A 23,084-nucleotide genomic window follows, 5' to 3' on the forward strand; every position below is an offset into this window, starting at 1 on the left:
TCTCTTAGTGAGGGACTTCCGATTGGGTTGTGAAACAGAATCTGATGCTCAGATGGAACATGCTGACCTGTCTTATTCCCATTTGGCGGTGGCCGGATCTATCCCGTTTGCATCCGCTGCAGATTCAATAGCGGTCAGCATCCATTGCGCCAATCCGGGTTCCAATCGTTCGTAATGGCGCCTGAAACGCGCGTCGGCCATATACATACGCCCCATAATGACGTGCATGGACGGGGTCACGTGGAACCATGAGAGAGCCTGCCGATGCTCATCAATCTGCTTGAGAACCTCATCCGAGGTGGGTGCCAGACCTTTCCGTTTGGCTTGTGCAAGCTTGCTTTCCACGTCCCTGAGCCGGGCCATGTCCTTTTTCTGCTCTTGCTCGGAGCGCGAAGCTTTTCGCTCCGCATACTCAAGCCACTGCCTGCTGGACCCCCAGCGTTCGTGCGCTTCTGAAAAGTACTGATTTTCTCGATTGTTTTTTGCAGCAGCTGAATCATTACCCGACTTCCCCTCGGTGAGGGCTATGAGACGGTCCAAACGATCTACAGCTTTCCTAAGAAGCTGAACTTTTTCCTCAATGCGCAAGCGCTCGCCCAGCAACTCGTCCAGTGCTCGGGGTGTCGTGTAATTGAGCACTGCCTTGATTTGTCGGGCGTTGAATCCAATCTCCCTATAGATCACAATTCGCTCCAGCCGTGCGACATCTTCTTGCATATATTGCCGGTAATTTGACTGACTACGAATGGGAGAAATCAGTCCTTCCCTTTCCCAATGGCGCAGCATTCTCCGGCTGACCCCGGTCAGCTCAGAGACCTGACCGATGTTCAAGCCGTCCTTATAGCCCTTGCCACTGCGCTTACTCTCTCCTGTCATGCCTTGACCTTAAACCCTGCCATTATGTCAAGGTCAAATCGATTGTTTCGTGAAGGTGGGGTGGGGGAGTGCATACGCAAACCGGTCTAAGGCATCCCAATGACAGGTTCTTAAAGAAGTTGCTTTTGGTTCTGCTTGTTTGCAAACTATTCCTTATCTAATCATGAAGATGACTAAATCCAGTCAGGTGTCTTTCCTGCGGATACAAATTCGCCTCGTCAGCATCGATATGTCTCCTGCATGGGACATTTTCCTTTCCGGCGTTGAAGGCCTGTGCGCTCCGAACTTTCATAGGAATCAGTTGAACTCCGATTGGAAGAGGAAGCACAATGGCATATACAGACGGACACAATCACTCGCAGCTGGCTGTGCGCACACAGGGGCTGGTCAAGGCCTATGGTGGTTTCAAAGCCGTGGATAGCCTGAATTTACAGGTGCCGGATGGCGGGATCTACGGACTGCTGGGACCAAACGGAGCCGGAAAATCGACCACCATGAAGCTCCTTCTTGGTTTGACAAAACCAACTGCAGGAAGCATGTGGCTGCTGGGTCAACAGGTTGGAAACGATAGCCCGATCCAGCCGGGACGTGTGGGCTCCATGATTGAAGGACCCAGCTTTTACCCAAGCCTGTCGGGCCTGGACAACTGCCGCATGGTGGCCGACTATCTGGGTCTGCCAGTTTCGACTGCCACAGGGGCACTGGCAAAGATGGGATTGCAGGGATGCGAGAAAAAGAAGGCGGGTACCTACTCCCTGGGGATGAAGCAACGGCTGGGCATCGCCATGGCAGTGATCTCGCAGCCGGAGCTCCTGCTCCTGGATGAGCCGACCAATGGCTTGGATGCTGAGGCGGTTGTCGAAGTGCGGCAGATGATCATGGACCTGGACGCTTCCGAGGGAGTCACCGTCATTATCAGCAGCCATATCCTCTCCGAAATCGAAAAGATGGCTCCGGTGGTTGGCATCATTGCCGACGGTCATATGCTCTACCAAGGGTCTTTGGAGGACCTGCGCGAGAGGCGGCATATCCGTCTGCGGGTGTCCGACCCAGAGTTGGCGGCAGAGACACTCAAAGCCCGGGGCATTCACTGTGAATATGTCAGGAAAAGCGCTTCCCTGCGCATTCCCGAGATACCTGATTCGCAAATCGGGGTGCTGGTGACTCAGCTGGTATCGCAAGGTCTGCAGGTGTACCGTGTCGCTTCCGAACGCAAGAGCTTGGAGGAGGCCTTCCTCGAATTGGTGGAAAAACCGCAGAACCATATTCCACAGAGCGGTGTCTTGCAGAACAATGCAGCGCAGTGCCCTATGAACCCGTCTGGTCATAAACAGAGGAGCATACGATGAGCGCCATGGAATCAATTCCCACAAGGCCAGGAGAATTCCTATCGGAAAAGTTGCCAAGTTTACTCCATCCTAGAGGCCGACTAGTTCTGCTTTCGATGGAGCTTCGCAAGTTGAAAGGCTCCTCATTTTGGTGGATGACCTTAGGCATGATTGCTCTAGTTTCTGCATGGTCGGGTTTGGCATTCATGAAACGAGCCGAATCTGCGAACCTCGCCACTCGCACCATTGCTCTTGCCCAAGGTGAGATCTTCCAGACCGTCGGTCTGCTGGCACCCATCCTTGCAGCCCTGCTGACGAGCCGGCTTGCCGTCCTGGAAAGCAGCGAGCGCATGGATCTCAAATGGCGTTCACTGGGTCAGAGTGCGGCTGGGAGGTTTCTTGCCAAACTCATAGTTGCTGGATGCGCGCTTGCACTTTGCTTCGTGATTCCTCTGACTTGGATACCGCTGGCGGCTTCAGCACAAGGGTTCCGTCTCGATGGTAGTCTGGCCGCATACATGCTCATTCCGGCACTGATCGCCTGCTTTTCATCCACGGCTGTCACAGCCATACAACTCGCCCTCTCTATGGCAATCGATAGACAAGCCATAGGACTGGGTATGGGTGTGATAACCGGTCTAATCGGGACTGGACTGGGTCCAATGAATATGCCAAGCCTGGGCTGGCTCTTTCCGGCCGGCATCAGTTCCGCAGCCAGCCCCTTCATGTCTTCAGCCAGCTCTGACGGCTTTGCCAGAATGGCCTTGGTCGCTGATCCATGGCAGAAGGTCCTGACCAGCTTTCTGGCCTGCATTGTCTGGTCGGGAATATCAGCATCCATCATTACGGTCAAGGAGTCACGCCGATGACCAGGCAATACCCAACAAACGCTACAACCATCACCACGATTCATCGCCCCAGGCCATCGATCGCTGCCGCCTTTAAATGGGAGATCCGCAAGGCAGGCAATCTTTGGTACTGGCTGGCCATCGTGCTCTTCAATGCCATAGGCATCTTCAACGGTTGGGACCAGTATCAGAGCTGCAAGCCGGACTTTCAGGCTCAGGGGGTGACCTGGGCTGCGGTCTGGGGGCAGGCGATCCTTCTTCCAAGCATGGTCTTCATCCCCGTCCTGGTCGCGGCCTTTGCTGACCAGGCTGATTCTCGCCCCGAGCAGTGCCAATGGGACCCTCTACCAAGTCCTAAGGAATACAGGCTGGGGCTTGCCTCTGTTCGTGGTCATTATGCTTATGGCTGTGCTGGCCCTCTGCCTGCGTCGCCTGCACCCGTTGGCCATCCTCCTGACGATCAGCGGCCTGCTTGCCCTATCTGCCGCAATTTACGGCTCGGGATGCACCTACCTGGTCATTCCTTGGATTGTCAGCCTTTATGTCTGCGCTGTAGAAGCCAAGAGCATGGCGACTTTGGCATCTGGGCTGGGCAGTTCGGCCATGCTAGGCCTGCTCAGCATTGCATTCTCTGCCAGTTGGCATCATGATGTCCACTTCACCGACCTTCTGTATCCGACTGGATTGGCTTTTGCTCTCTGCCTGACAATTGCCTTTCTCTCACGCTCCGTGAGGCAGTCACGCATGTCAGAGCAGGCATTGAAAGAGGAACGCTCGCATGCCCTGACCCTGACCCGAGAGCGAGACCAGGCCATGCGTCAGTCCAGGATTGCCGCCGAGCTGCATGACAGCGTGGGTCACGACTTGACCGCCATCATCGCCCTATCGGAGGGACTGGATCATGCCAGCGGAAAGCCGGAAATGGATGAGGCCATCTCGATGATCAGCGATCTGGCACGGCAGGGATTGAAAGACACCCGAACTGCTGTCAAAGCCCTGCGATCAGAGAAAGATCCGAAAAACGACCCACTGCAGTCCGTAGGGGAGAGGCATAGCTGGGAAGACATCACACCCGTCCTCGACCATGCTCGACATGTTGGCATCAGTACTGCCCTGACGGAGACAGGCCGTCGACCACAGGATCCCGGGCAGGCCAACCTCGCTTTTACCGTTACCAGGGAGGCTGTCACCAACGCCCTCCGCCACGGGCAGGAGGTCAACCGTATTATCACAACAGCCAGGGCGGCATTGACATCACCGTTCGGGATGATGGCCGACTCTTGAACAATGATGTCGACAATGCCAATGGCAACGGTACCGGCCTTGCCAGGTTAAGAGCCGAAGTGCAAGCGCACTGCGGCAGCTTCAGCTCAGGTCCTGGTCCTGACGGTTGGACATTACAGGCACGCATACCCTCCCTAGCGGGACCAGCAGCCAACAATACAAGCAAGGAAGAGCACGCATGATCGGCGTCATGATCGTCGATGACCAGCGTCCGACCCGCATGGGACTGGCACTGATGGTCGCCAAGGATCCGGCCTTGCATGTCGTAGCACAGGCGGCCAACGGCCAAGAGGCTCTGGATCAGCTGGCTACAGCCGCTATGCATCAGCAGCCTCTGCCAGATGTGATTCTGATGGATGTGCGCATGCCGGTCATGGACGGGCTGGACGCCACCAGCCATATCAAGAAACTCTATCCTGAAATCAGTGTTCTCATTCTGACCACCTACGACGAGGACGACTATGCCTTTACGGCTTTAGGGACGGGCGCATCCGGATTCCTGCTCAAAGACGTCAAGACAGTTGACCTGAACAGAGCCATCCATGCGGTTCATGCCGGCGATGCCATTCTCACCCCGCGCATCACGGCCGAAGTGATCAGAAAAGGAGTCCCGAGGCCAAGAGCCAATGATGAGTCTGAGGCTCGCGAACAATTCGATCAGCTGGGCAAACGAGAGCTTGAGGTCGCATCGCTGGTCAGCCAAGGTCTGTCGAATGCGGAGATTGCCGAGCGCCTCCAGCTGCAGCCTGACTCAGTCAAAAAGACCGTCAGCCGCATACTGGCCAAACTCAAGGTCAGGGACCGGATCAACATCGCCGTTCTCTGGTATCAGGCCGACATGTCAAACCGATAAGCAACACCAAATGCGGTCTCGCTCATTGGTCGACGGAAGAAGACCACAACCGGCTGTTTTTTTGCGTCTCAATCCATATATTGGCGATAGAGGTCCGCCATTTGGTTCATCAGGGACAGATCAAGCTCGAAGCCCTTTGACTTGTCGAAGTGTTTGGCCGCATATGCGTTATAGCTTTCGTTGGACGGTTTTTGACCCAGTCGCTTCATATGCTCCTTGTAATCCTGGTCGAATTGCTTGCGGTATCCCACCGAATTCTGTGAATAGTAGACATAGGCGTGCCCGCGATCCTGGTATTCACGAAAACGGAATCGTGGGTTGGCCTGCAATGCCTCATGGAAGAAGTCATAGCTATATCTGACCGGCACCACCTGGTCGTCCCGGCTCTGAGCGATGAAAATTCCCGCCTTGGATTTCTTCAACCCATCCAAAGCAGTGTAACCTGCAAACTTCCCGAACTTCATATGCTCATAGATGCCCACACAAGGCAGGATAAGCGAGACGGCAGGGCCAGCGATTTTCCTGCCTGGCTGACTCATCATATCAATCGAACGATTGAATCCAGAGACCATAACTGCAGCCTTGACCTCTGGATGAAGGTTGAGAACAGCGCCGACAGCATACCCTCCCCAGCTCTGTCCGAACAGGAAAACAGGGAGATTGTCATATGTTTTCTCTCCCTCTACGAAACGCAGAGCTTGGTCCAGATCCTCGACCCCTTGAGGAAGGCCCTTGACAGACCTTCCGGCGCTTTCATCGTTGCCGGTGGCGTCATAAGCAAAGACCAGAAAGCCCTGAGAGGTGAAATAGTCGGCAACATCCATGTAGGTGTTCTGCCCGCCGCCGCCGAAACCATGAGCAATGACGACGAGGCCATCAGCCTCGCCTCCACGCTGGTTCGGTTCGTCTCTTGAATACTGATACCCAGCCAGTTTCTGACCGTCCTTGGAACGGAAGGTGCAACGCTTCATGCGCAATCCGGGAAAGTCTGCGAGCGCATAACGCATCCACCCGGGCGTGGCATACCGTTTTCCAAAGGTGTCCTCATAGACCAAAACGACCGCTCCCGGCAGAATGACTCCAAGGACAAGAACAAGTGCTATTGCCAGGGCAACAAGGACCCGCCTCCATTTGCGTTTAGGCTTTGCCCCGCCTGGATTTTCGGACATCCCACTCCCTCATAGACATCTCGTTGTCTGCATGCATAATGATACAGTCTCGGAGAACAGAGAAGGTTATCAGCCGAAGCATTCAAAACACTCAAAACATGAAGGAAATCTTTTTGGCGACGCTAACAGCAGTTTATTGTTTTGCATGGATGACAGCTTTATCCAAGAAGACGGCAGTGTCTCTCCTTTTCCAGGGTATCTTGCAGCACCCCACAACACCCTCTCGGTGCTGACTGGATCCGCTGGGCAGTCTGAGAGATCAGCTGAGCCTCCACAAGTCCTCACCTGCACAACAACGTCATCCCTCCCCCCCCCCACACACATCGCATCATCCATCGCTAGACACGCTCCTCCAAATCATTCATCGCAGCCGGAGCATGCTCACGCATTGTCACGGTCCCCATCGACATCAGCAGTTACTTTCCGCGCATCTGGTCACCGCATCAACTAACCGAGCCACAACACTCAGATCACTTAAGAGCGGCGATGATGGTCTGGCAAGAGACAGGCCCCTTGTCTCCAGATTCCACGGCGCTCAAGCTATTGATCGCCTCCGTCGCAGGGCGAAGGAGGAGCATAGTCCGATCAGAGCCACAGCGATCATACAGACGAAGGCCCAGTGATATCCCTGACCCAAGGCGACCGCCCTGCCCGCCCCATCGGCAGGGCGGGCACTTGCCAGGGTGACGATCATCATGGCGGCTGCCGTCCCCAGAGAACTGCCGATCTGTCTTACCGTGGAGGCCACTGCGTTGCCGTCTGCGGTCAGTCTTGGGGGCAGGGCATTGATGCCTTCGGTAAAGGTGGTCATCATGACCAGGGAGATGCCTGCCATCCGCACGGCATAGCAGGCTGCGATCTCGATAAGCCCGGTATTGGTGCTGAACCAGGCCATGGGCAGGGTTCCGATGGCCAGGACCGCGTAGCCCAACAGGGATATGCGCCTGACGCCTATGCGCTCATAGAGTCCGCCTGAAAGCGGATTGAAAATGCCCATGACGATGGCGCCGGGAAGCATAACCAGGCCAGATGTCAGGGCGCTTGACCCTCTGCTGTTCTGCAGATAGAGGGGGAGTACCAGCTCGATTCCCACCATGGAGATGTTGCTCAAGGTGGTGAGCAGGGTCGTCAGCGTGAAGACGCCCGAACTGAACACGCGCAGGTCCACAAGTGGGTGCTCCATGGAGAGCTGACGGCGGCAGAAGAGCCAGATGACGACCAGGCCGGCCAGGAGCAGTGCGATGGTGATGGGGGAGACCCGGCCCGTGTCGCCGATGGCCGACAGGGCATAGAGCAGACAGCCGAATCCCAGGCAGGAGAGGATTACCGAAACCAGATCAAGCTCTGCCTTCCGCGGCTGGTTGACCGTGTATACGAAGAAGAAGGCGGCGAGCAGCACGAGCATGCTGACCGTAGCCAGAAGGATGAACAGAGCGCGCCAGGACCAATGCTGCAGAATGAAACCGGACAAGGTGGGACCCACGGTGGGGCCCAGGGCCACGACCAGGCCGACCACCCCCAGCGCCAGTCCGCGACGCTCGGGCGGGAAAAGCAAGAGCACCACATTCTGGATGAAGGGCATGAGCGAGCCTGCTGCGGCGGCCTGGATGATCCTGCCCGTCAGCAGGAGCGCGAAATGCCCTGTGGAAAAGACGCAGACCAGGGAACCCAGCAGAAAAACGGCCATCATGGCCATATAGGTGGTTCTGGACTGAAAGCTGGAGAATATCCAAGCCGATATGGGGATCATCAGGCCCACGACCAGCAGATAGGCAGTGCTGAGCCACTGGGCCGTGGACTGGGAGACTGCGAAATCTTTCATGATGGTTGGCAGCGCATTGTTCAGGAAGGTCTCGGCCATCAGCGAGAGAAAGGCCCCGGCAAGCAGGACGGCCATCATCCGAGTGCGTTTGCCGTTCCTGCCTGCTTCGGATTCGCCAGCACCGTCTGTGCTTGTCCTCATGCTGATCATGCATCTCCTCCATGCCTGCTCATTTCGCTCATATTGTCAATGACTCGCCTCAGCAGTGCTTCCAGAGTCTGTCGTTCGCGGACGCTGAATCCGCTGAGGGCCATGTCCGTAGTGGTGTCCAGGGCCCGAAGAATCCGTCTTTCCTGCTGACGTATGGAGCATCTGGCCTTGTCTGTAAGGTTGAGGACCACATGACGACGGTCACCCTGCGCGTTTCCGACGGTCAACCAACCTGCGCTGATCAGCCGTTTCACCATACCTCTGACCGTCGGGTGGCTCAGATAGAACCTGTCCGCTACGTCCTTCTGCCGTATCGTCCATTCGGGATGCTCATAGAGGTAGTAGACGATGACGAACTGCGGTCCGGTGAGTTCAGGCAGGATAGCTGAAATGAGTTCGTTCATCTGCTTCTCCAACAATGTGTTGGCGATCTTTATCAGACCTTCAGGTCTGTGCTCCGATAGGGCAAAAGTTGCCATGGCCCACCTTTCATAATGTAGCTTGCTACATTATTAGAGGCTGGTTTCGCATTGTCAAACCAGATTTACCAGACACCTCTTTTTACCCTGGCACAACGCGACGCATGCGGAGGACGCCATCATCACCAGATACAGGATCTGCCCGCATCGCCGAACAGCCCCCCCCCTGCCCAAAACCAGGAAATCAGGACGGTTCTGCAAGAAGGATCGACACGGCTCCGGACCTGCAGGCCCGTTTTGACCGAGGAACCCGACGACTATTCAAGAAAACACCAATCCACAAACCAAGCTAGCAACATAATCCCCACGCAGGAACCCGTTTTCGCCTCTATGGAATCTTTCGCAATAATGCGGGAATTTCACCGGACATGTGTCCTAAAGCTATCTGTCGAGCGAGTACGCAGGACACTATCCTTCGCAACTGTCGGCTTCGCCATTTGGGATGAATTCGGATTTCGTGAATAATGGTTACAAATTGCTGGTTTCATGCCCATTAAATGCTGCCTTTGGCACGCAGATGGAGGGAGAAGCGATGACTATTATATACCCGACTCTGCAAGATTGTGAGATACCACAACTTAATATCCAAAATACCAACAATGCTTAGCGACACAATTTGTCACACCGGATGTGTGAGTAATAGAAGAAGCAGTGATATTCCCTAGCGACCCCGAGCAAGATAAACGATAAAGGAACTCCGAGAGACAGCAACCCCAATATCTTCGTCGGGCCGGCGGGATTTGAACCCGCGACCCCTTGTAAGATAAGCCGCTGTTCTGGTACATGTGAGCTGCCTTTAACTGCTGCTAAATACTCAAGGAATACTGTCGATTCTAGCAGATTCCAAGTACTAACTGATACGAGCTGATACGGGTACTTATGAGTGGTGATGTGCCCGAAATGTGCCCGATTGGATTAGGCTGAAAGAACTGCCGCATGACACTCGCACAGACGGAACTGGCTTAGGGATTGGGAGAGGTGTGCCGGTCAATCCGGCTCAGTCAGCCAGGTTGCTGGCAGTGTAAGCAGGAGGGCTCCGGGATTATCAGAAACATCGCCCTGTTTCGCGTGTGCGGTATGCATACGTGACTCTTTGTGGTCCAATTCGCAGGGGTTGCTCTAGTTCGGTATATCAGCTACCGATAGTCACGGTCGAGTAGCGGCGGCTAAACTTATACAGGCTGAGAGTGGGGCGATAAGAGAATTTAGTATTGCTCGGATACAACAAGAGCATGAACTTGAAAATGTGATGCCGGGGTGGTATGAAGGCACAGACACCATAGATGGCAAAATGTTTTGGGCGCTACTCATGTCTGATAGCACAGCGTTTTTTAGCGTACTTTATACAACGGTATCAGAAAGGCATAATGACGGGTGAATCGACTCCCTTTATTAAAGATATCGTAGTCATATTAGTGAGCATAGAAGGTAATGTCGTGCATAGGGATATGAAACCCGCCAACGTTTTCTGCTCAATAGACATTGGCATCTTACCGACTTTGGCATATCGCGTGACGCAGAGGAGCTTACTGAAACGTAACGAGAAAAGGCAGTTTTACCTGTTGCTATGCTGCGCCTGAACAGTGGAAAAGTGGTGCAACCGACATGTATTCGTTCGGGGTCCTCGCCTACGAACTGCTGTCAGACAGCGCACCATTTGCCGGTCTTATCATTGAAGATCTTAATCATCAACATGTCTATGAAGCTGCTCCTAGATTAGACATTGCTTCTCAACAGCTGTCGTTTCTTGAGGAAGAATGTTTATATAAAATGTCAAAAGCACGTGCCAATCCGCTAATATTATGCACAGGCTTGTTGCAGCCCAAGAAGCGCCGACTAGTGCTGACAAGATACGGCTGGCAGCAGTGAACTCTCAAGTCTCAGACGAACGAGCCGAGAGCATGTTTTGAGAAGCAGGCGAAAGGCAGCGAATTCGCCGCACCCTCCTTATCTTGTAGTCAGTAATAGGAAGGTGTTTCACAATGACTTTTTGACAGTATTCTTCATAGTTCTCGATTGTCGAGGATTTCGGCGAAAGGCAGAATCGTGGTGGTACTCGCAGTGGTGACTGCTTTGGTGATACCGACCTGCTTTGTATATTTGAGAGACAGGCAGTACAAACTGGCTCAACAATCTTGCGGAAATGTCTTCAATGAGAGGGAAGAGAGAGAGCGGGAAAACGATGATCTGCTGACAAGCAGCAAAACCACGAAGCGAAGAAAATAACATCTAACCAGGTCAATGATGTCAAGGCAGTATGAAAATGGCTGATGAAAATGCTGCTAAAGCACCGTATTCTGTATCCTGCGACGTGGCTAGTGTCAATGAATTACGAGCTCATGATGAGAGTCTACGTCGTGATATCAGTTGGTTTGATGTGCGCAGCCATGGGTTGTCTGGGGGCTGTGGATTCTGTGTTGTGGTATTTCGTGTTGGTGAGGCTTCCGGTCTGTTGGCTTCCAGAGATGGTCGGGTCGATGATGAGCAGGTGCGCGTGGATCTATCAGCGGCCATTGATGAGGCATCGAAGGTGCGCGATGACGCCAAAGCTGGGGTGAAGGACTTGGAGGAGACCGCCCAGGCGTTGAGTGATGCGATGGGCAGGGTAAGCGGTGGCCGTTCAGGCTAGGGCTGATCGTGAGGCTCAGGAGGCCTCTCAGGCAGCCCTGCAAGCTCAGTCGGCGCCGGCTATGCCCCGTGGGCCGCCTGGTGGTAGTATAGGTCTTACGGTGCCCCTAGTCCGGCACCGGGTTCAGGAGGCGCCCCACCCAATCCTACACCGCCAAACAACGGCGGGGAAGAGAAGCATTATGTGATGGGGGGGGGGGGAGACAGCATTCCTAAGCAAAATGGCCCGAATCACGGCGAGCCCAATATGTAGTCAGCTTTCTATAAGAGGAATATTGCTTCGTTGTTGGAGATGCCTTTCTATCAAGCCTAAATAGTTATGATGCATTCAGGAGATCACACTGAGTAGGCTTGTTTTCTCTTTGTAAAAGGAGAGTACCCTGCCGGCCAGGGCCCTGGACAACCCCGCGGCCCTGGCCGGCAGGAAGTGGAGGTACACTCATGAGCGGGTCCGCCTCAACACCTATCTCAGGCTCAGACAACTCAACAGACAGGGATCCCTCTTCGTCTTCACCGACCCCTCCCTGACCGCAGGCCATCATCGCCAAAGGATCCAGACCCAAGACTGCTGGTCCACCGCCACAGACACCATCTCTCCACGGGACCGCCACGATCGCTGAGAAGGGACTCCACGAGAAAAGGATGGGCAGGACGAAGCACCTGAACCCGCAACATACCTGAAAACAGACAACCATTAGACACACGTTTTGCTACATAACCCATAATGATCAACTAGACCGGATGATGAGTAGAAGAAGATATGCCAGGATTCTTCTCGTTAGGTCAAGATGGTATGGGAGCTAAATGTGGTGCGTTGGATGTTACTTTTACATGCACTCTCTCAACCATTTAACAGTACAAAAATATCTAATAAACCTTAACTCTTCCTCTCAAACAGATATAACTTTGGTGACAGTTAAGTAGTATAAAATGATTCTCTGTCCAAAACTCAAGTTTCAGGGCAGAGCAAAGTAGGGGCAAAATTCAGGAAGCTAGACTTCTTCTGAAGTGCTACTAAAAGCCGCTCATTCAATCCACCAATTGTTTGCGGAAAATTGGGAGTCAGAAAAGTCAACTATGTCTGTAAAAGGATGTTGAGAATTAGGCAGTTTTGGTCGAAGGGTTACAGCGTACATAAATAAAGCAGAACTTCCAGTGGTTAGGTATTTCTCGTACAGCTGCTCACATATATCACTAATTCTCTTTCCTGAGTGCAGCGTGATTGTTTGCGCGATAGCCAAAATCCATTCGCTATCTTGACTTAGCTCATGTTTATTAAGAATGCATAATTGAATATCGTAATCATGCTTGTAGATCTGTAACAAATCTGCCACAGCAGGACCGCTCACGTCTCCTGTACACATCCCAATTGTGCTTAAACTACCATTTTCCGAGAGTCGGGGAAGACCTGTTTCCAGAATCTCTTGGGTTACCTTCAACCCATCGTTACCACCATCACCAGGTAACGGGTAATCAATACCTTGAGGTATTGGAACAAGAGGAGGATTCGCAATGATTCTATCAAATTGTCCTCGATCTTCCGGGGTGAATGCATCTTTAACCGGACAACACCTTATTGTAATCTCTTCGCTGTATCCGTTCAAAGTGGCATTACATTTTTCTAGCGAGGCAGCTATTGGATTAATTTCGATAGATGTTACCCTGGAACCACTCTGGGCAGATAGCAAGCTTTGAATTCCTGGACCTGAGCAAAAGTCTAAAACTTCACCTGCAAGCTTGGGATAAAGCTGAATACGTGAAGCCATTGCCCAAGAGTCTCTCCCATAATACAACGTAGTTAGTGGTGCGGGCTCTTCAACGAAGTACAATAAACCATTAACTAAATATAACGATAATCCATTTAATACGTAAGATTTTCCCGATTTATTACACAAACCAGCTTCGCACAGCACATCTAAAACAGCACTCATTTCAGGTTCAAAGTTTTTTACAGGCACACTATTGCCTAAGAAAAAAAGCTTGCAAACATCCTGTAAATGCTGGTTCAGATCATTTAGCACATGACGAATGGCGGGATGCGGGTAACCCAGCGGACTTAGGTTCGCTAGTAAATCGATATACCCAACTCTAGCAAGCATAGTAAAAAGTTTTTTACCGACTTCTAACGATAGCGGCTTTGAATTAAAAAATATCATGTCTATCCCGCACCAAAAACGGAGTGCGTGCAAGTTTCACACGTTCTTCGATAATATCTGCCTTTTCTTCTAATTTTGTCATGAGCTTCTTCGAAGTAAGCAATCTTGAACAAACCTCACAACACGTTTGCGGAGAAAAAGCTTCTACTGCAGAGCTACCTTCAGAAGCTAAACTGTACAGTGCTGCAGGACCCAATATGGAAATAGCATCAATCATTAGTTGCTGGAAACGTCCAATAATTTTGGGATTTCCATCGTTATCCCTCAAGGGGCCAAGTGAGAGAATCTTGCTATACTCACAATTCACGCCACAGCATATGCCAATAGATCCATCTGCAGTTATTGTTAATGGACGGTACTGAGCGGGGCATGCCCCATAAACCTCTCCACCTACCGTGGTTGAATTCACCTTGCGAAAATAGTCCTTTCTCAGATGGGTTGCTCGGCCTAGGCTAGTTATATTATTATCGGATATCCCGTAGAAAGTTCCATCGGACGCAGACGGTAAGTCACCTCGCAATTCAATGTCTTTGTAGATTTTTACTTCAGGCTCCCCTATAAAGTCCCTAACTGATGTAGGGGTTACCTTGCTTCTTGGTCCGCTGCATGTTGCTATTAGAACAGTTTTAAACCCTTTTCCTTTACAAGCTCCCCAAGCGGTCTTTACGTTTTCAAGTGGAATCCAAACAGCATGAAAATCATCGGTTGAAATGTTAATTTCTGTAAGCCCTACTTCGCATAACGCTGATACCGTTTTTTGTGCAGAAACTTCATTGTCGGCCCATGTTGCATTAGTGACAAGTCGTGTCGGTATATCATGCTCGGAACAATATGCGATCGCTTCGAGCAGATCATCTCCGAGTAAAGTTGACTCACCGCCAGTAAAACAGACCAGCTGCAGTTCTTCCTTTGCAGAGAAGTAATCTATGTAATCGGTTATCTGTTTTACAGACAACTGTTCTGTGCGGTCAGGCGAAGATTCCATAAGGCAATGGGCACATCGCGCCTCGCAGCGATCCGTCGTGACGATCGCAATTTCACGGATATCTTTATCTTGCAGGTATTTGTCAACAGTTATTTCTTCGTACATGATTCTCTCCGTTTACGTTAAAGATGAGTAGTCAAAGCAGAGAAGAATCAGAAACTTTGTAATCCTTGCCATGTGCCTGGTAGTCTACAGTGAAATTGACACCGTTGTACGTGTAGTCTTTAGTGAGTTTTGAGGGTCTGTCAGTGTTGGTCATTTTTTCGTTCAAAATTGTTCTTAGTAACATTTTCTCTCTTATTGCACTAATGCCAGATTTAACAAGGAAATCATGAGTGCCCGAATTCAAATAAGTGTTGCTCAAAATGACATGTGGCTTGTTGATTAATTCTGTTTTTACTGACTGAAGAGTTGAGCCACTGTTCCCTTTTAATTTAACATTGAATCTCACGACCGCATTGATGAAGGCTTCTGTGTTTACCGCCCCGTCGTGGTAAATGACCACGGTGCCTATTGCTGCCCCATTGTATGCAACAAGAGCATTAAAACCGGCCCAGACCACAAATGGCACTGCTTCAGCATCGTCAATCTTGATATCCGCCTGGGCTGCAATGACTCTGACTAATCTGTCTAACGTTACATATCTCAAGCCTAGCGGGGTGTCTTTAAGGCTCTCTGAAAAGGTCATTCCATTTTGATTATCTGTGCCTATGGTAATGAGCTTACACTCAGTGGGTAATACAGATTGTGGATCTTTTTCGAATTTTTCTCTCAATACAAGATTGTCCTGGAGATCTTTACGGAAAAGCATCAATGCATGTAGCGACTCTCTCTGGATGCAGTTATTCATTTCTTCACACTCCAATTGTTATTGCTTCCTTACAATATTTGTAACTCTATAATTACAATATCCTAGTTACCTCAATATCGCAATTCGGATAAAGCTTTAATATAATGCCTTTGACGCTCTTTTGAAGATGCAATAGCGCTTACAGAATTTGTAAAATCGAGCATATAAAACCTCTCAGTTTTCTTTTTTTGTATATTGCATTCTTCGGGCCCTAAACGATAACAGGGTAAGAACCGCAGCTTCTATTGACGCTGCAAAAAAGAAACCCCAAATAATCCATATTCCGCGCAACAATACACTCAGCAGAAGCATTAGCACCCCAGTTGCGAGAAAAACTGCTGAACCTTGATATTGCAATACTTTCCAGGGCTTAGAATCTTTAGGGAGTCCACTAATATGCATTCCTTTCACCAAAGGCATCGCCATTCCTGCGATACAAGAGCAAACTCCTATGGCTACTCCTGAAAGCCGAATAATTATGTCATTGTCTGAAAAAGATGATATTTGCTTAAACCCTCCGTACAATAAATCAGCGGTAATTAGAGATAGGAGGAATTGCACCCAAATGCCTCCTATCAATAAAATCTTTAGGGATGTGTACAGAGACATGTTAGAGTCATTTCCGATTCCATGGAATCGTCTTACAAATAGCTCCATAAGGAACCATATTCCTGCGAATGTAATATTCGTTTCGAAAGGTATCAGAAAAACATTAGATCCACTGCCCCATCTATCTGCGTGGCCGTGAATATCGAAATGAATTGGAATAGTGTCCGGCATCATTGGGGCAATGATCGCAGCAATCGCAATCACAAAAATTGAAATGCTCCACATAATAATACGGAAAATCCATAACGTTCGTCTGTTTCTGTCGGTTAAGGTGTCCTGATCGACACTCTCCGGCATCTTACGGTTGAGATTTTTATCATCTTGGACTTTTAATTTCATCGAGCTAAACCACCTTGTTCTTGAGCGTATAAACCTATGTGCCATTGTATGCTGTCAGTTGAAGAAGTGCCATGTGGTAAGCAAAACGTTTATGAGTTCTAAATGACTGTCTTCGCCTGGATCGAGACGTTCTTGGCTATAACAATTTGGGCTTAATGCAGTAGGTGTAACACTTCATGAGAAGAATGAAATTGTTCATCTTTTGGTTTCAGTTGCATGCGCAAGTTATGTTGCAGTTTATGGGCTGTGACTTCTTATAGAACTGAACAAAATCTCGATAGAAAAAATGAACATATGCGTGGTTTACATAAGATACGGGTACTAGATATCATGGGGTGTATATCGGTTACGACATTATGTTCTCGCTGGAATATGAGACATTAGCATCAGGAGCATGTATTGAAGCAGCATCAATTTATATGGCAATACCTTAAAGGTCACACAGGTGTATATGCTGTCTCTTTGATTTTGGGTGTGTTGACTCAAGCTGTGACACTTATGCAGCCCAGGCTAAGTGGAGATCTGATTGCTGGGGTGCAACAGAAGTCTCCGGTAACACGTATTACAGTGATGCTGGGAGTCCTCGTTATTTTAGGGGCGGTGTTAACTGCCATTCAGCAGGCTTTAATCGGTAAAATAGGGGAACAAAAGGTATATTCAATTCGACATCGAATGGTGGAAAAGTTCTTCCGTATGGGAGTACTGGATCGTGAAGCCAATCCTCCTGCTTGGTATTCCCAGAGAATTACCGGTGATGCTACATTGATAAAGTCAATTCCCACGCAGTTTCTCGGTCTTGTACAGGCTGCGATTCTACTAGTAGGGTCTGGAGTGGCCTTAATCAGGATAAATCTGCTGTTTTTTGTCATAGTAATCGTTCCATCGATCATCTCAATTTTGTTTGTAATGGCTGTGTCTAGACCCATTAAGAAATGGCAAAATGAAATTCAGGATGCATCGATGGGGATGACTCTAAGCGTACAAGAGTCTGCCTCTGCAATGAGAGTACTAAAAGCATATAACGCTATAGACGGAGAAAAAAGGAAACTTTATAATGTGATATCGCGGGCATTCCAATCTGGGAAAAAATTAATCTATCTCTACAGTGGTTTAGGATCGATTACTCAAATTCTGTCGCAAGTTGGCAATATCCTCGCCATTCTTTACGGTGCATATCAGGTCGCTCTCGGCAATATGGAATTTACTGCCCTTGTCATGTTTTTGATGTACTTCTCCTATTTTTCGTCAGCAACTACAGCGATAGCCTCTGCAGTAGGTCAATTTCAGCAGGCTTTGGTTGGAGTACAGAGAATTGACGAATTCATGGCGGTGCCAGAGGAGGAAAACGCGGAGAAAACGGGAGTTCTGAAGCTCGCAGACGCTCCGGTTGTTGTTTTTGATGAGGTGTATCATCAATATCCACCTGAGCAAAAACACTCTTTGTCTGAAGTGAGTTTTGCTGTGCCAGCAAAGAAAATTACCGCACTTGTCGGAGAATCTGGCGGAGGGAAAACGACATGCCTTGGCCTGATGGAACGATTCTTTATGCCTATTGGTGGGAAAATCACTATCGATGGACACAATCTTTCTGACCTTGATATTTCAGAGTTACGAGAACGAGTTGCGTTCGTTGAGCAAGAGCCATGCATTCTCACCGGCACCATCAGAGATAACCTAAAGTTAGGAAGGAAAACAGCGACAGATGATGACATGATATTCGTGCTGACTCAGGTCGGTTTATCCATTACCGGTATCGGACAAGAGAATCTGCTGGATCTCTATGTGGGGGAGTCAGGCTTATCATTGTCTGGTGGGCAAAAACAGCGAATAGCTCTTGCGCGAGCTCTGATTAGAGATCCTAAGCTATTGCTGATGGATGAACCAACATCTAATTTAGACGGTCTCGCTGAAGAAGAAGTGGCTGAACTCATACGAAACAGGTTCCAAGATACAACCGTTGTTTATTCCGCTCACCGACTCTCCCTCATCCTTGAAGCCGATTGGATTGTAGTTATTAAAAATGGCGTAGTGCTCGATAAGGGTAAGCATTCGGATCTTTTGAATCGTTGTGAGTACTACAGGAGATTAATAGAGGCTCAGGCGCACGGTAAAGTGGAGTTGTGAGGAGTAGCAATGATGTGCAATTCTGCTTGGTGAAGGCATCTAACGTATGTTTCCTAAACGGTCGTTTTTGACACGGGCTGCGAGATGTGGATTCCGGGAGTCGTTTCGTCGAGTTAGGTGTTCCAAAATCCGTCTAAAAATCAACGTACTCTTATATTGATGGGAGGATGAGTTTTGACGCTAGCCAGGCATCCATAGCATGACCTTTTTGACCTTGGCTGTTCTTACGGGGCTGCCGCCCCGAACTCCGCCGAGCTGGATCAGCTCGACCATCCTGCTGCCGCACTGTTTCCGGTCGCGTGGCGACCGGAAACAGCTTGCCTCTAATGCTGTCTTTCGGGGTTGGCGCCAAAGGGATGAAGGCCAATCCCGTCTGACCTGGCTCGTCGGCTCGATGGCTAAACGCTTTCTCAAATACGCAGGAATGTGCCCATGAGCAGAGGTGACATAAAGGTATCGGTCATCGCATTATTAGTTGCCACATTATCAATGCCACATATTTATGCTACACTAAACGTATGGGGATGAAATTCGCGCCGTCGGCGTTCAAGCATGGAGTCACGACAGAAGAGGCGATCTATGCGATCGCCCATTCTGTCGGCGACGACCAGCAGGGGGATGACCCCGACGTGACCATGTTCGTCGGTCATCCACATGCCGGAGCGCTGGATGACGATTGGCTGGAGGTGGGATGCCGGGAGTACCCACAGAATGTGGTGGTGTTCCATGCCATGCCTTTGACCGACAACTGGCGGTATTTGCTGTATGAAGATGACGAGGAGGAATCATGAGCGAATTGACGCAGAAGCAGCTGACGGAGCTTGAGGAACTGGACCGTAAGGTCACGGCAGGTGAAGTGAAGGGCAGCGGACGCCCCAACCGTCGTCCTGGAGGCGGTGCGCGGTACCTGATGAAGGCGACTGGAACGGCAACGGTTGAAGAGGCCCAACGCATTGCCCTTGGGCGGCCTCGTGTGGGAGAGGAAAAGCATGGAAGGTCGCCGGTGGTGCGCTTCGTTGCCCCTCCTGCCTTGAAGGAGGGCGTTGAGCGGCAGGCACGGCAGAGGGGAATCAAGCCCTCGGAGATGTGGCGGCAGATTGCAGAGCAGTTCCTGGTTGCCCAGAAAGCCTAGACATTCAGTCTTGTTCCCCTGAAAGCTGTATCGGGATGGGAAGCGGACCGCAATACAGCGGTCCGCTTCATGCATATATCCAGAAATGTACCCGATTGGATTAGCCCGGAGGAGCCGTATGCTGACATTGGCACAGAAATCGTCTGACTATATAAAATGAGATTGCTTGGAACTGGTTCAGGGATTAGATGTAAGTGTATGCCGGATAACCTTGCTGAATCGGTCAGCTTTTCCGCCTATAAAGTCCCTGATGGCCCCGGACAATTGTTCAGGCACATAGTCGTGGGTAATCAGGGGGCATCGAAATACCGTATCTGTGAGTTACCTTGCTGCGCTTTGAAGGATTCCTGCATCGAACGCCACTCATCCTTGCGGAAGCCAGTGCCTTTCCCGTTGGAAACCAATTGCAGCATCCTGACCTGCGGCAATCCAACTCCCATGACCTTGCGGGCGTTGGCGTTTGACCGTGTTGATTTCTCGCTGAATGTCCGGATCTACAAAGTTCTTGAAGAAGAGGGTACGGTAGGCCGCCTTATCTCCAGCAAACAAACTTCCTGCTTTGATGGCGGGTGACTGGTTCGCAGTCAATCTGAGCAGGAGACAGGGAAGTCCTGTCCGGCAAAGGGCACCCAACAGTGCCGTGGCTGTGGCGGGAGGCACCAGATTGCGCGTCTCATAAGCCTGTGGCATGGATATCCAATCCGATGATGGCCTCCACCTCGTCAGGGTACTGCTTTGGCCCAATAAAGTGCTTCAAGCCCAGACACTGAGCGGGAAAAACACATAAGGCCCAGTCACTCCAGCCCCCTGCAGCGCCGCCTTGGTCTCGTCCAACATCGTGTCGATATCCCTGGGATCCCGAGATCAGTCACTCAACCCATACCCGGACTTCTCCACAACAATCAGACAGTATGAGTTTTGCAGTTCAGTAATGAGAGCCTTGAAGTCATACAGAGGGGAAGGGTCCCACACCCTGAAAGCAGCACCAGTTTCAGGACGCTACCATGCGTGTCCCCGAACACCGCGACATTCAGTCGTTTGTGTCCCACCCTCACCGGCTGACGGTATTGTACTGCGCCCGTATCTTCCATGGGGTTGCCTGTAATTACTTGGAGCATATAGACGAGTTTACAGTAGCTGACAGCTTGTAGTAGAGCAGCAGTAAAGCATATTGCGGAAGTGCTTTACTGGCAAGAAAAAGGATTCTGGTTTTGCGATCAGTTATCGACTTAAGTCTTGCAACACACATCCCAGGAAATGGTCGGGTTCCTCCCATTTGGGGAAGTGGCCGGAGTGGTCGAACCAGTACCAGCTTTTGGGACTGTCGATTGCCACGTACCAGTCGTGGGCGATGGCGGAGGAGACGTGGTGGTCCTGTCTGCCCTCACAGAAAGTGACCGGCACCTCGAAGTGGTGGATGTCGGTGAAATCCGTGTCCATCAGTTCATGCCAGAGATAGGTGACGGACTGCATGGAGCCCTTCTGGCGATTCAACAGCTCCTTGATGGAGTAACGGCCGGAGGTGAGGAAGGGCCAGATCAGGTTGCTCATATTGGAGCGGCCGTAGAGGGAGCCGCCGTGCTTGACCACCAGCTTGGTGAGTTTCAGCAGGGCCTTCACCCAGTCCTGCCCTGCGATTGCTTCCGAGTAGCTGTCCAGGAAGGCCAGGGCCTTGGCATCGCTGGTATGGGAGCGCACGAAGGCGATCTGTTCCCTGGTGATGGCCTGCATATTGACCACCTGGCCGCTGTCTATGTAGTGATGCACGAGCTCCGGATGCACCTGGATGAACTTGACCCCCAAGGCACTGCCCCAGGAATGGCCCATCAGGTAGAGCTTGTCCTGGTGGAAGCGTTCCAGCAGATACCGGCTCAGCTGGTAAGTGTCTTCGACGTAGGTGTCGATGCTGGGATGGTTCTCTTCGGTGAAGGGATAGTAGGAGAGTCCCGCACCCCGCTGATCCCAGACCACCAGATTGAAGTGCCGGGCAAGAGCCGAGTTGTACTTTTTGACAAGTGGCAGGCAGGAGTCTCCAGGCCCGCCATGCAGATAGAGTAGGACGGGGTTCTCGGGCTTCTCGCCAAGAACGCAATACCGCTGATCGACACCGTTCAGGTGCAAGGTCTCTATCTGATTTATGGCAATCCCTAATGTCTGATGCGTGGTACTCAAGGGCTCAGACCAATTGTCTGAGAGTCCAAAGACTTAAGACAATTGTCGCATATGCAACCGAGTTTCCCGTGTAGGAAGTCTCTGAAAACCTCGGACACTTCGACAGGCACATAGTCATGGAGATAATCTGGGACAGTGTTTTGTTCTCGTCAAATACAAGAACTGACAGCGAGTTGTTTCATGTTATTGCCTTGGAATCAGAGGTCTCCGGCGCATACAGGGAAAAGTCGGAGGGCTTCTTTTCATGTCGGGAGTCTTCCTCGTCATTCTAATCGGACAGCACGGAGTCGAGGCCAAGCCTGGTGAAGCGGTCGCACATCGCAGGGTTGGTGGTTTGCTCGGCAGGGGAGAGCCTTGACGAGCCAGACATGAGAACGAGCAGAGGAGTTGGAGACTGGTTGAGGTTCTGATGGAATCTTCTTTGAGATGAGTATCGGTGAATCTTGCATTATTGAGACGTGGCCAGGGATAACACTATGGAATCGTGCGCTGCCCAAATGGTGGGGGCCTGCGATCTTGTGGTTCGGGTATGTCTTGCTTTCTGTGAGAAAGCTATCTGACTTGTGTGGGCAGCAAAGCTTGTATTGGGGATGCCGCCCCGAAACCCCGCCGAGCTGGATCAGCTCGACCATTCCGCTGCCGCACTGTTTGCGATCGCTGCGCAACCGCAAACAGCTTGCCCCTCAATACGAGCCTGGAATAAGGCTATGCGCCAAAACTGCCTGCCTGTTCTAGTCGCAGTATTGTTGGGTGAAAAGGGTGTAGCGTTATTGCCAGATGGGCAGTGTCTGCCAGTTGTCCGGGAAGCCCATGTGTTTCAGAGGGATGCTGGGGTAACGGTTCATCAGTCCCACGAAGTTGTTGCGCCAGTAGGTGATGCCCAGCTGGTTCAGCAGGTAGTGCTCAATGGTCAGGAATCCCGCCGGACCTTTTGACTCCGGCCGGCGGAAGGGCTCCCATTGGTTGCCCCACCAGGTGGCGTCGTTAGGGTAGAGCTTGGGCTTGATGGGTGTCATCTTGGGGTCGATGCAGTTCCAGAAGCGGTCGTAATGGGCGGTCTTGTTGCGGGCGATCCGAATGTTCTCAAGCCAATCGCGCAGCAGTTTCTCGTTGCTGACGCCGGGCTTGTTGGACATGATGCCCAGCTGCAATGCCAACTACCGTTTGATTGAGGGGTCGACGCCCTTGTAGAAGATCTTCTTGAAATCGCCGTAGGACAGGCAGTCCACCAGCATCCAGATGGGCGGCAGGGGATCGGAATACGTGGCTCTGAAATGTCG

General features: G+C 51.0%; 20 protein-coding genes. 10 read left to right on the plus strand and 10 right to left on the minus strand.

The genetic code is table 11. From position 1 onward, the window contains the following. Nucleotides 1-72: 72 nt before the first annotated feature. Complete coding sequence (locus J3T95_RS02315; protein WP_267450256.1) at nucleotides 73-876, minus strand: MerR family transcriptional regulator; 804 nt, start codon at nucleotides 874-876, stop codon at nucleotides 73-75. Between the two features lie 329 nt (nucleotides 877-1,205). Here J3T95_RS02315 and J3T95_RS02320 point away from each other — a divergent pair, with 329 nt between their 5' ends. From J3T95_RS02320 to J3T95_RS02335, 4 genes are all read left to right on the plus strand, one after another. Beyond that, a complete protein-coding gene (locus J3T95_RS02320; RefSeq protein WP_267450257.1) occupies nucleotides 1,206-2,225 on the plus strand; it encodes an ABC transporter ATP-binding protein in 1,020 nt (339 codons plus the stop codon). Beyond that, a complete protein-coding gene (locus J3T95_RS02325; protein ID WP_267450258.1) occupies nucleotides 2,222-3,073 on the plus strand; it encodes an ABC transporter permease in 852 nt (283 codons plus the stop codon). The genes J3T95_RS02320 and J3T95_RS02325 overlap by 4 nt, the downstream gene beginning before the upstream one ends. Nucleotides 3,074-3,427: 354 nt before the next feature. Beyond that, nucleotides 3,428-4,336, plus strand: a complete 909-nt coding sequence (locus J3T95_RS02330) for a sensor histidine kinase (RefSeq protein ID WP_267450259.1) — start codon at nucleotides 3,428-3,430, stop codon at nucleotides 4,334-4,336. A 178-nt stretch (nucleotides 4,337-4,514) separates the two neighbouring features. Further along, a complete protein-coding gene (locus tag J3T95_RS02335) occupies nucleotides 4,515-5,189 on the plus strand; it encodes a response regulator transcription factor (RefSeq protein WP_267450260.1) in 675 nt (224 codons plus the stop codon). A gap of 68 nt (nucleotides 5,190-5,257) precedes the next feature. On the opposite strand, the gene J3T95_RS02340 is transcribed toward J3T95_RS02335, so the two are convergent. The 3 genes from J3T95_RS02340 to J3T95_RS02350 all read right to left on the minus strand — a co-directional run bounded on the left by J3T95_RS02340 (nucleotide 5,258) and on the right by J3T95_RS02350 (nucleotide 8,734). Continuing rightward, entirely contained in the window at nucleotides 5,258-6,358 is a 1,101-nt protein-coding gene (locus J3T95_RS02340) for an alpha/beta hydrolase family protein (protein WP_267450261.1), read from the minus strand. Between the two features lie 535 nt (nucleotides 6,359-6,893). Next, nucleotides 6,894-8,321: an MDR family MFS transporter gene (locus J3T95_RS02345; RefSeq protein ID WP_267450262.1), complete on the minus strand. Its 1,428-nt coding sequence runs from the start codon at nucleotides 8,319-8,321 to the stop codon at nucleotides 6,894-6,896. 5 nt (nucleotides 8,322-8,326) lie between these two features. After that, the gene (locus tag J3T95_RS02350) at nucleotides 8,327-8,734 is read right to left on the minus strand and encodes a MarR family winged helix-turn-helix transcriptional regulator (RefSeq protein ID WP_267450263.1); all 408 of its coding nucleotides are present in this window, start codon (nucleotides 8,732-8,734) and stop codon (nucleotides 8,327-8,329) included. A gap of 1,680 nt (nucleotides 8,735-10,414) precedes the next feature. Between J3T95_RS02350 and J3T95_RS02355 the strand changes: the two genes are divergently transcribed. After that, nucleotides 10,415-10,678 (plus strand): hypothetical protein, encoded by a 264-nt coding sequence (locus J3T95_RS02355; RefSeq protein WP_267450264.1) that lies wholly within the window; start codon nucleotides 10,415-10,417, stop codon nucleotides 10,676-10,678. 388 nt (nucleotides 10,679-11,066) lie between these two features. Continuing rightward, nucleotides 11,067-11,438 (plus strand): hypothetical protein, encoded by a 372-nt coding sequence (locus J3T95_RS02360; protein ID WP_267450265.1) that lies wholly within the window; start codon nucleotides 11,067-11,069, stop codon nucleotides 11,436-11,438. A 1,024-nt stretch (nucleotides 11,439-12,462) separates the two neighbouring features. Here J3T95_RS02360 and J3T95_RS02365 read toward each other — a convergent pair. The 4 genes from J3T95_RS02365 to J3T95_RS02380 form a co-directional block, all read right to left on the minus strand. Next, a complete protein-coding gene (locus tag J3T95_RS02365) occupies nucleotides 12,463-13,593 on the minus strand; it encodes a methyltransferase (protein ID WP_267450266.1) in 1,131 nt (376 codons plus the stop codon). Then, complete coding sequence (locus tag J3T95_RS02370; protein WP_267450267.1) at nucleotides 13,580-14,683, minus strand: radical SAM protein; 1,104 nt, start codon at nucleotides 14,681-14,683, stop codon at nucleotides 13,580-13,582. The genes J3T95_RS02365 and J3T95_RS02370 overlap by 14 nt, the downstream gene beginning before the upstream one ends. 31 nt (nucleotides 14,684-14,714) lie before the next feature. After that, nucleotides 14,715-15,443 carry a hypothetical protein gene (locus J3T95_RS02375; RefSeq protein WP_267450268.1) on the minus strand — a complete coding sequence of 243 codons (729 nt, stop codon included), beginning with the start codon at nucleotides 15,441-15,443 and terminating at the stop codon, nucleotides 14,715-14,717. A gap of 159 nt (nucleotides 15,444-15,602) precedes the next feature. Further along, a complete protein-coding gene (locus tag J3T95_RS02380; RefSeq protein ID WP_267450269.1) occupies nucleotides 15,603-16,376 on the minus strand; it encodes a DUF1648 domain-containing protein in 774 nt (257 codons plus the stop codon). Nucleotides 16,377-16,775: 399 nt separating this feature from the next. On the opposite strand from J3T95_RS02380, the gene J3T95_RS02385 reads away from it, so the two are divergent. The 4 genes from J3T95_RS02385 to J3T95_RS02400 all read left to right on the plus strand — a co-directional run bounded on the left by J3T95_RS02385 (nucleotide 16,776) and on the right by J3T95_RS02400 (nucleotide 20,205). Beyond that, a complete protein-coding gene (locus J3T95_RS02385; protein ID WP_267450270.1) occupies nucleotides 16,776-18,500 on the plus strand; it encodes an ABC transporter ATP-binding protein in 1,725 nt (574 codons plus the stop codon). A 518-nt stretch (nucleotides 18,501-19,018) separates the two neighbouring features. Then, on the plus strand, nucleotides 19,019-19,291 hold the full coding sequence (locus J3T95_RS02390) for a hypothetical protein (RefSeq protein ID WP_267450271.1): 273 nt from the start codon (nucleotides 19,019-19,021) through the stop codon (nucleotides 19,289-19,291). Then, nucleotides 19,288-19,632, plus strand: coding sequence for a hypothetical protein (locus J3T95_RS02395; RefSeq protein ID WP_267450272.1), 345 nt, complete (start codon nucleotides 19,288-19,290; stop codon nucleotides 19,630-19,632). Before J3T95_RS02390 ends, J3T95_RS02395 begins: the two co-directional genes overlap by 4 nt. A 198-nt stretch (nucleotides 19,633-19,830) precedes the next feature. Further along, nucleotides 19,831-20,205: a hypothetical protein gene (locus J3T95_RS02400; RefSeq protein ID WP_267450273.1), complete on the plus strand. Its 375-nt coding sequence runs from the start codon at nucleotides 19,831-19,833 to the stop codon at nucleotides 20,203-20,205. 648 nt (nucleotides 20,206-20,853) lie between these two features. Here J3T95_RS02400 and J3T95_RS02405 read toward each other — a convergent pair. Together J3T95_RS02405 and J3T95_RS02410 are read right to left on the minus strand one after the other, a co-directional pair. Beyond that, on the minus strand, nucleotides 20,854-21,753 hold the full coding sequence (locus J3T95_RS02405; protein ID WP_267450274.1) for an alpha/beta fold hydrolase: 900 nt from the start codon (nucleotides 21,751-21,753) through the stop codon (nucleotides 20,854-20,856). A gap of 818 nt (nucleotides 21,754-22,571) precedes the next feature. Continuing rightward, complete coding sequence (locus tag J3T95_RS02410; RefSeq protein ID WP_267450275.1) at nucleotides 22,572-22,961, minus strand: hypothetical protein; 390 nt, start codon at nucleotides 22,959-22,961, stop codon at nucleotides 22,572-22,574. Nucleotides 22,962-23,084: the final 123 nt, after the last annotated feature.

Origin of the sequence: Bifidobacterium sp. B4079, assembly GCF_026537385.1 — a bacterium.
Taxonomy (GTDB): Bacteria; Actinomycetota; Actinomycetes; order Actinomycetales; family Bifidobacteriaceae; genus Bombiscardovia; species Bombiscardovia asteroides_I.

Bases quoted from the DNA above. Each gene is read 5' to 3' on its own strand.
- J3T95_RS02390 (WP_267450271.1), top strand. From the start codon at position 19,019: ATGGGGATGAAATTCGCGCCGTCGGCGTTCAAGCATGGAGTCACGACA.
- J3T95_RS02380 (WP_267450269.1), bottom strand. From the start codon at position 16,376: ATGAAATTAAAAGTCCAAGATGATAAAAATCTCAACCGTAAGATGCCG.
- J3T95_RS02360 (WP_267450265.1), top strand. From the start codon at position 11,067: ATGAAAATGGCTGATGAAAATGCTGCTAAAGCACCGTATTCTGTATCC.
- J3T95_RS02345 (WP_267450262.1), bottom strand. From the start codon at position 8,321: ATGAGGACAAGCACAGACGGTGCTGGCGAATCCGAAGCAGGCAGGAAC.
- J3T95_RS02365 (WP_267450266.1), bottom strand. From the start codon at position 13,593: ATGATATTTTTTAATTCAAAGCCGCTATCGTTAGAAGTCGGTAAAAAA.
- J3T95_RS02340 (WP_267450261.1), bottom strand. From the start codon at position 6,358: ATGTCCGAAAATCCAGGCGGGGCAAAGCCTAAACGCAAATGGAGGCGG.
- J3T95_RS02320 (WP_267450257.1), top strand. From the start codon at position 1,206: ATGGCATATACAGACGGACACAATCACTCGCAGCTGGCTGTGCGCACA.
- J3T95_RS02395 (WP_267450272.1), top strand. From the start codon at position 19,288: ATGAGCGAATTGACGCAGAAGCAGCTGACGGAGCTTGAGGAACTGGAC.
- J3T95_RS02350 (WP_267450263.1), bottom strand. From the start codon at position 8,734: ATGAACGAACTCATTTCAGCTATCCTGCCTGAACTCACCGGACCGCAG.
- J3T95_RS02335 (WP_267450260.1), top strand. From the start codon at position 4,515: ATGATCGGCGTCATGATCGTCGATGACCAGCGTCCGACCCGCATGGGA.
- J3T95_RS02355 (WP_267450264.1), top strand. From the start codon at position 10,415: ATGTATTCGTTCGGGGTCCTCGCCTACGAACTGCTGTCAGACAGCGCA.
- J3T95_RS02400 (WP_267450273.1), top strand. From the start codon at position 19,831: ATGCCGGATAACCTTGCTGAATCGGTCAGCTTTTCCGCCTATAAAGTC.
- J3T95_RS02315 (WP_267450256.1), bottom strand. From the start codon at position 876: ATGACAGGAGAGAGTAAGCGCAGTGGCAAGGGCTATAAGGACGGCTTG.
- J3T95_RS02370 (WP_267450267.1), bottom strand. From the start codon at position 14,683: ATGTACGAAGAAATAACTGTTGACAAATACCTGCAAGATAAAGATATC.
- J3T95_RS02325 (WP_267450258.1), top strand. From the start codon at position 2,222: ATGAGCGCCATGGAATCAATTCCCACAAGGCCAGGAGAATTCCTATCG.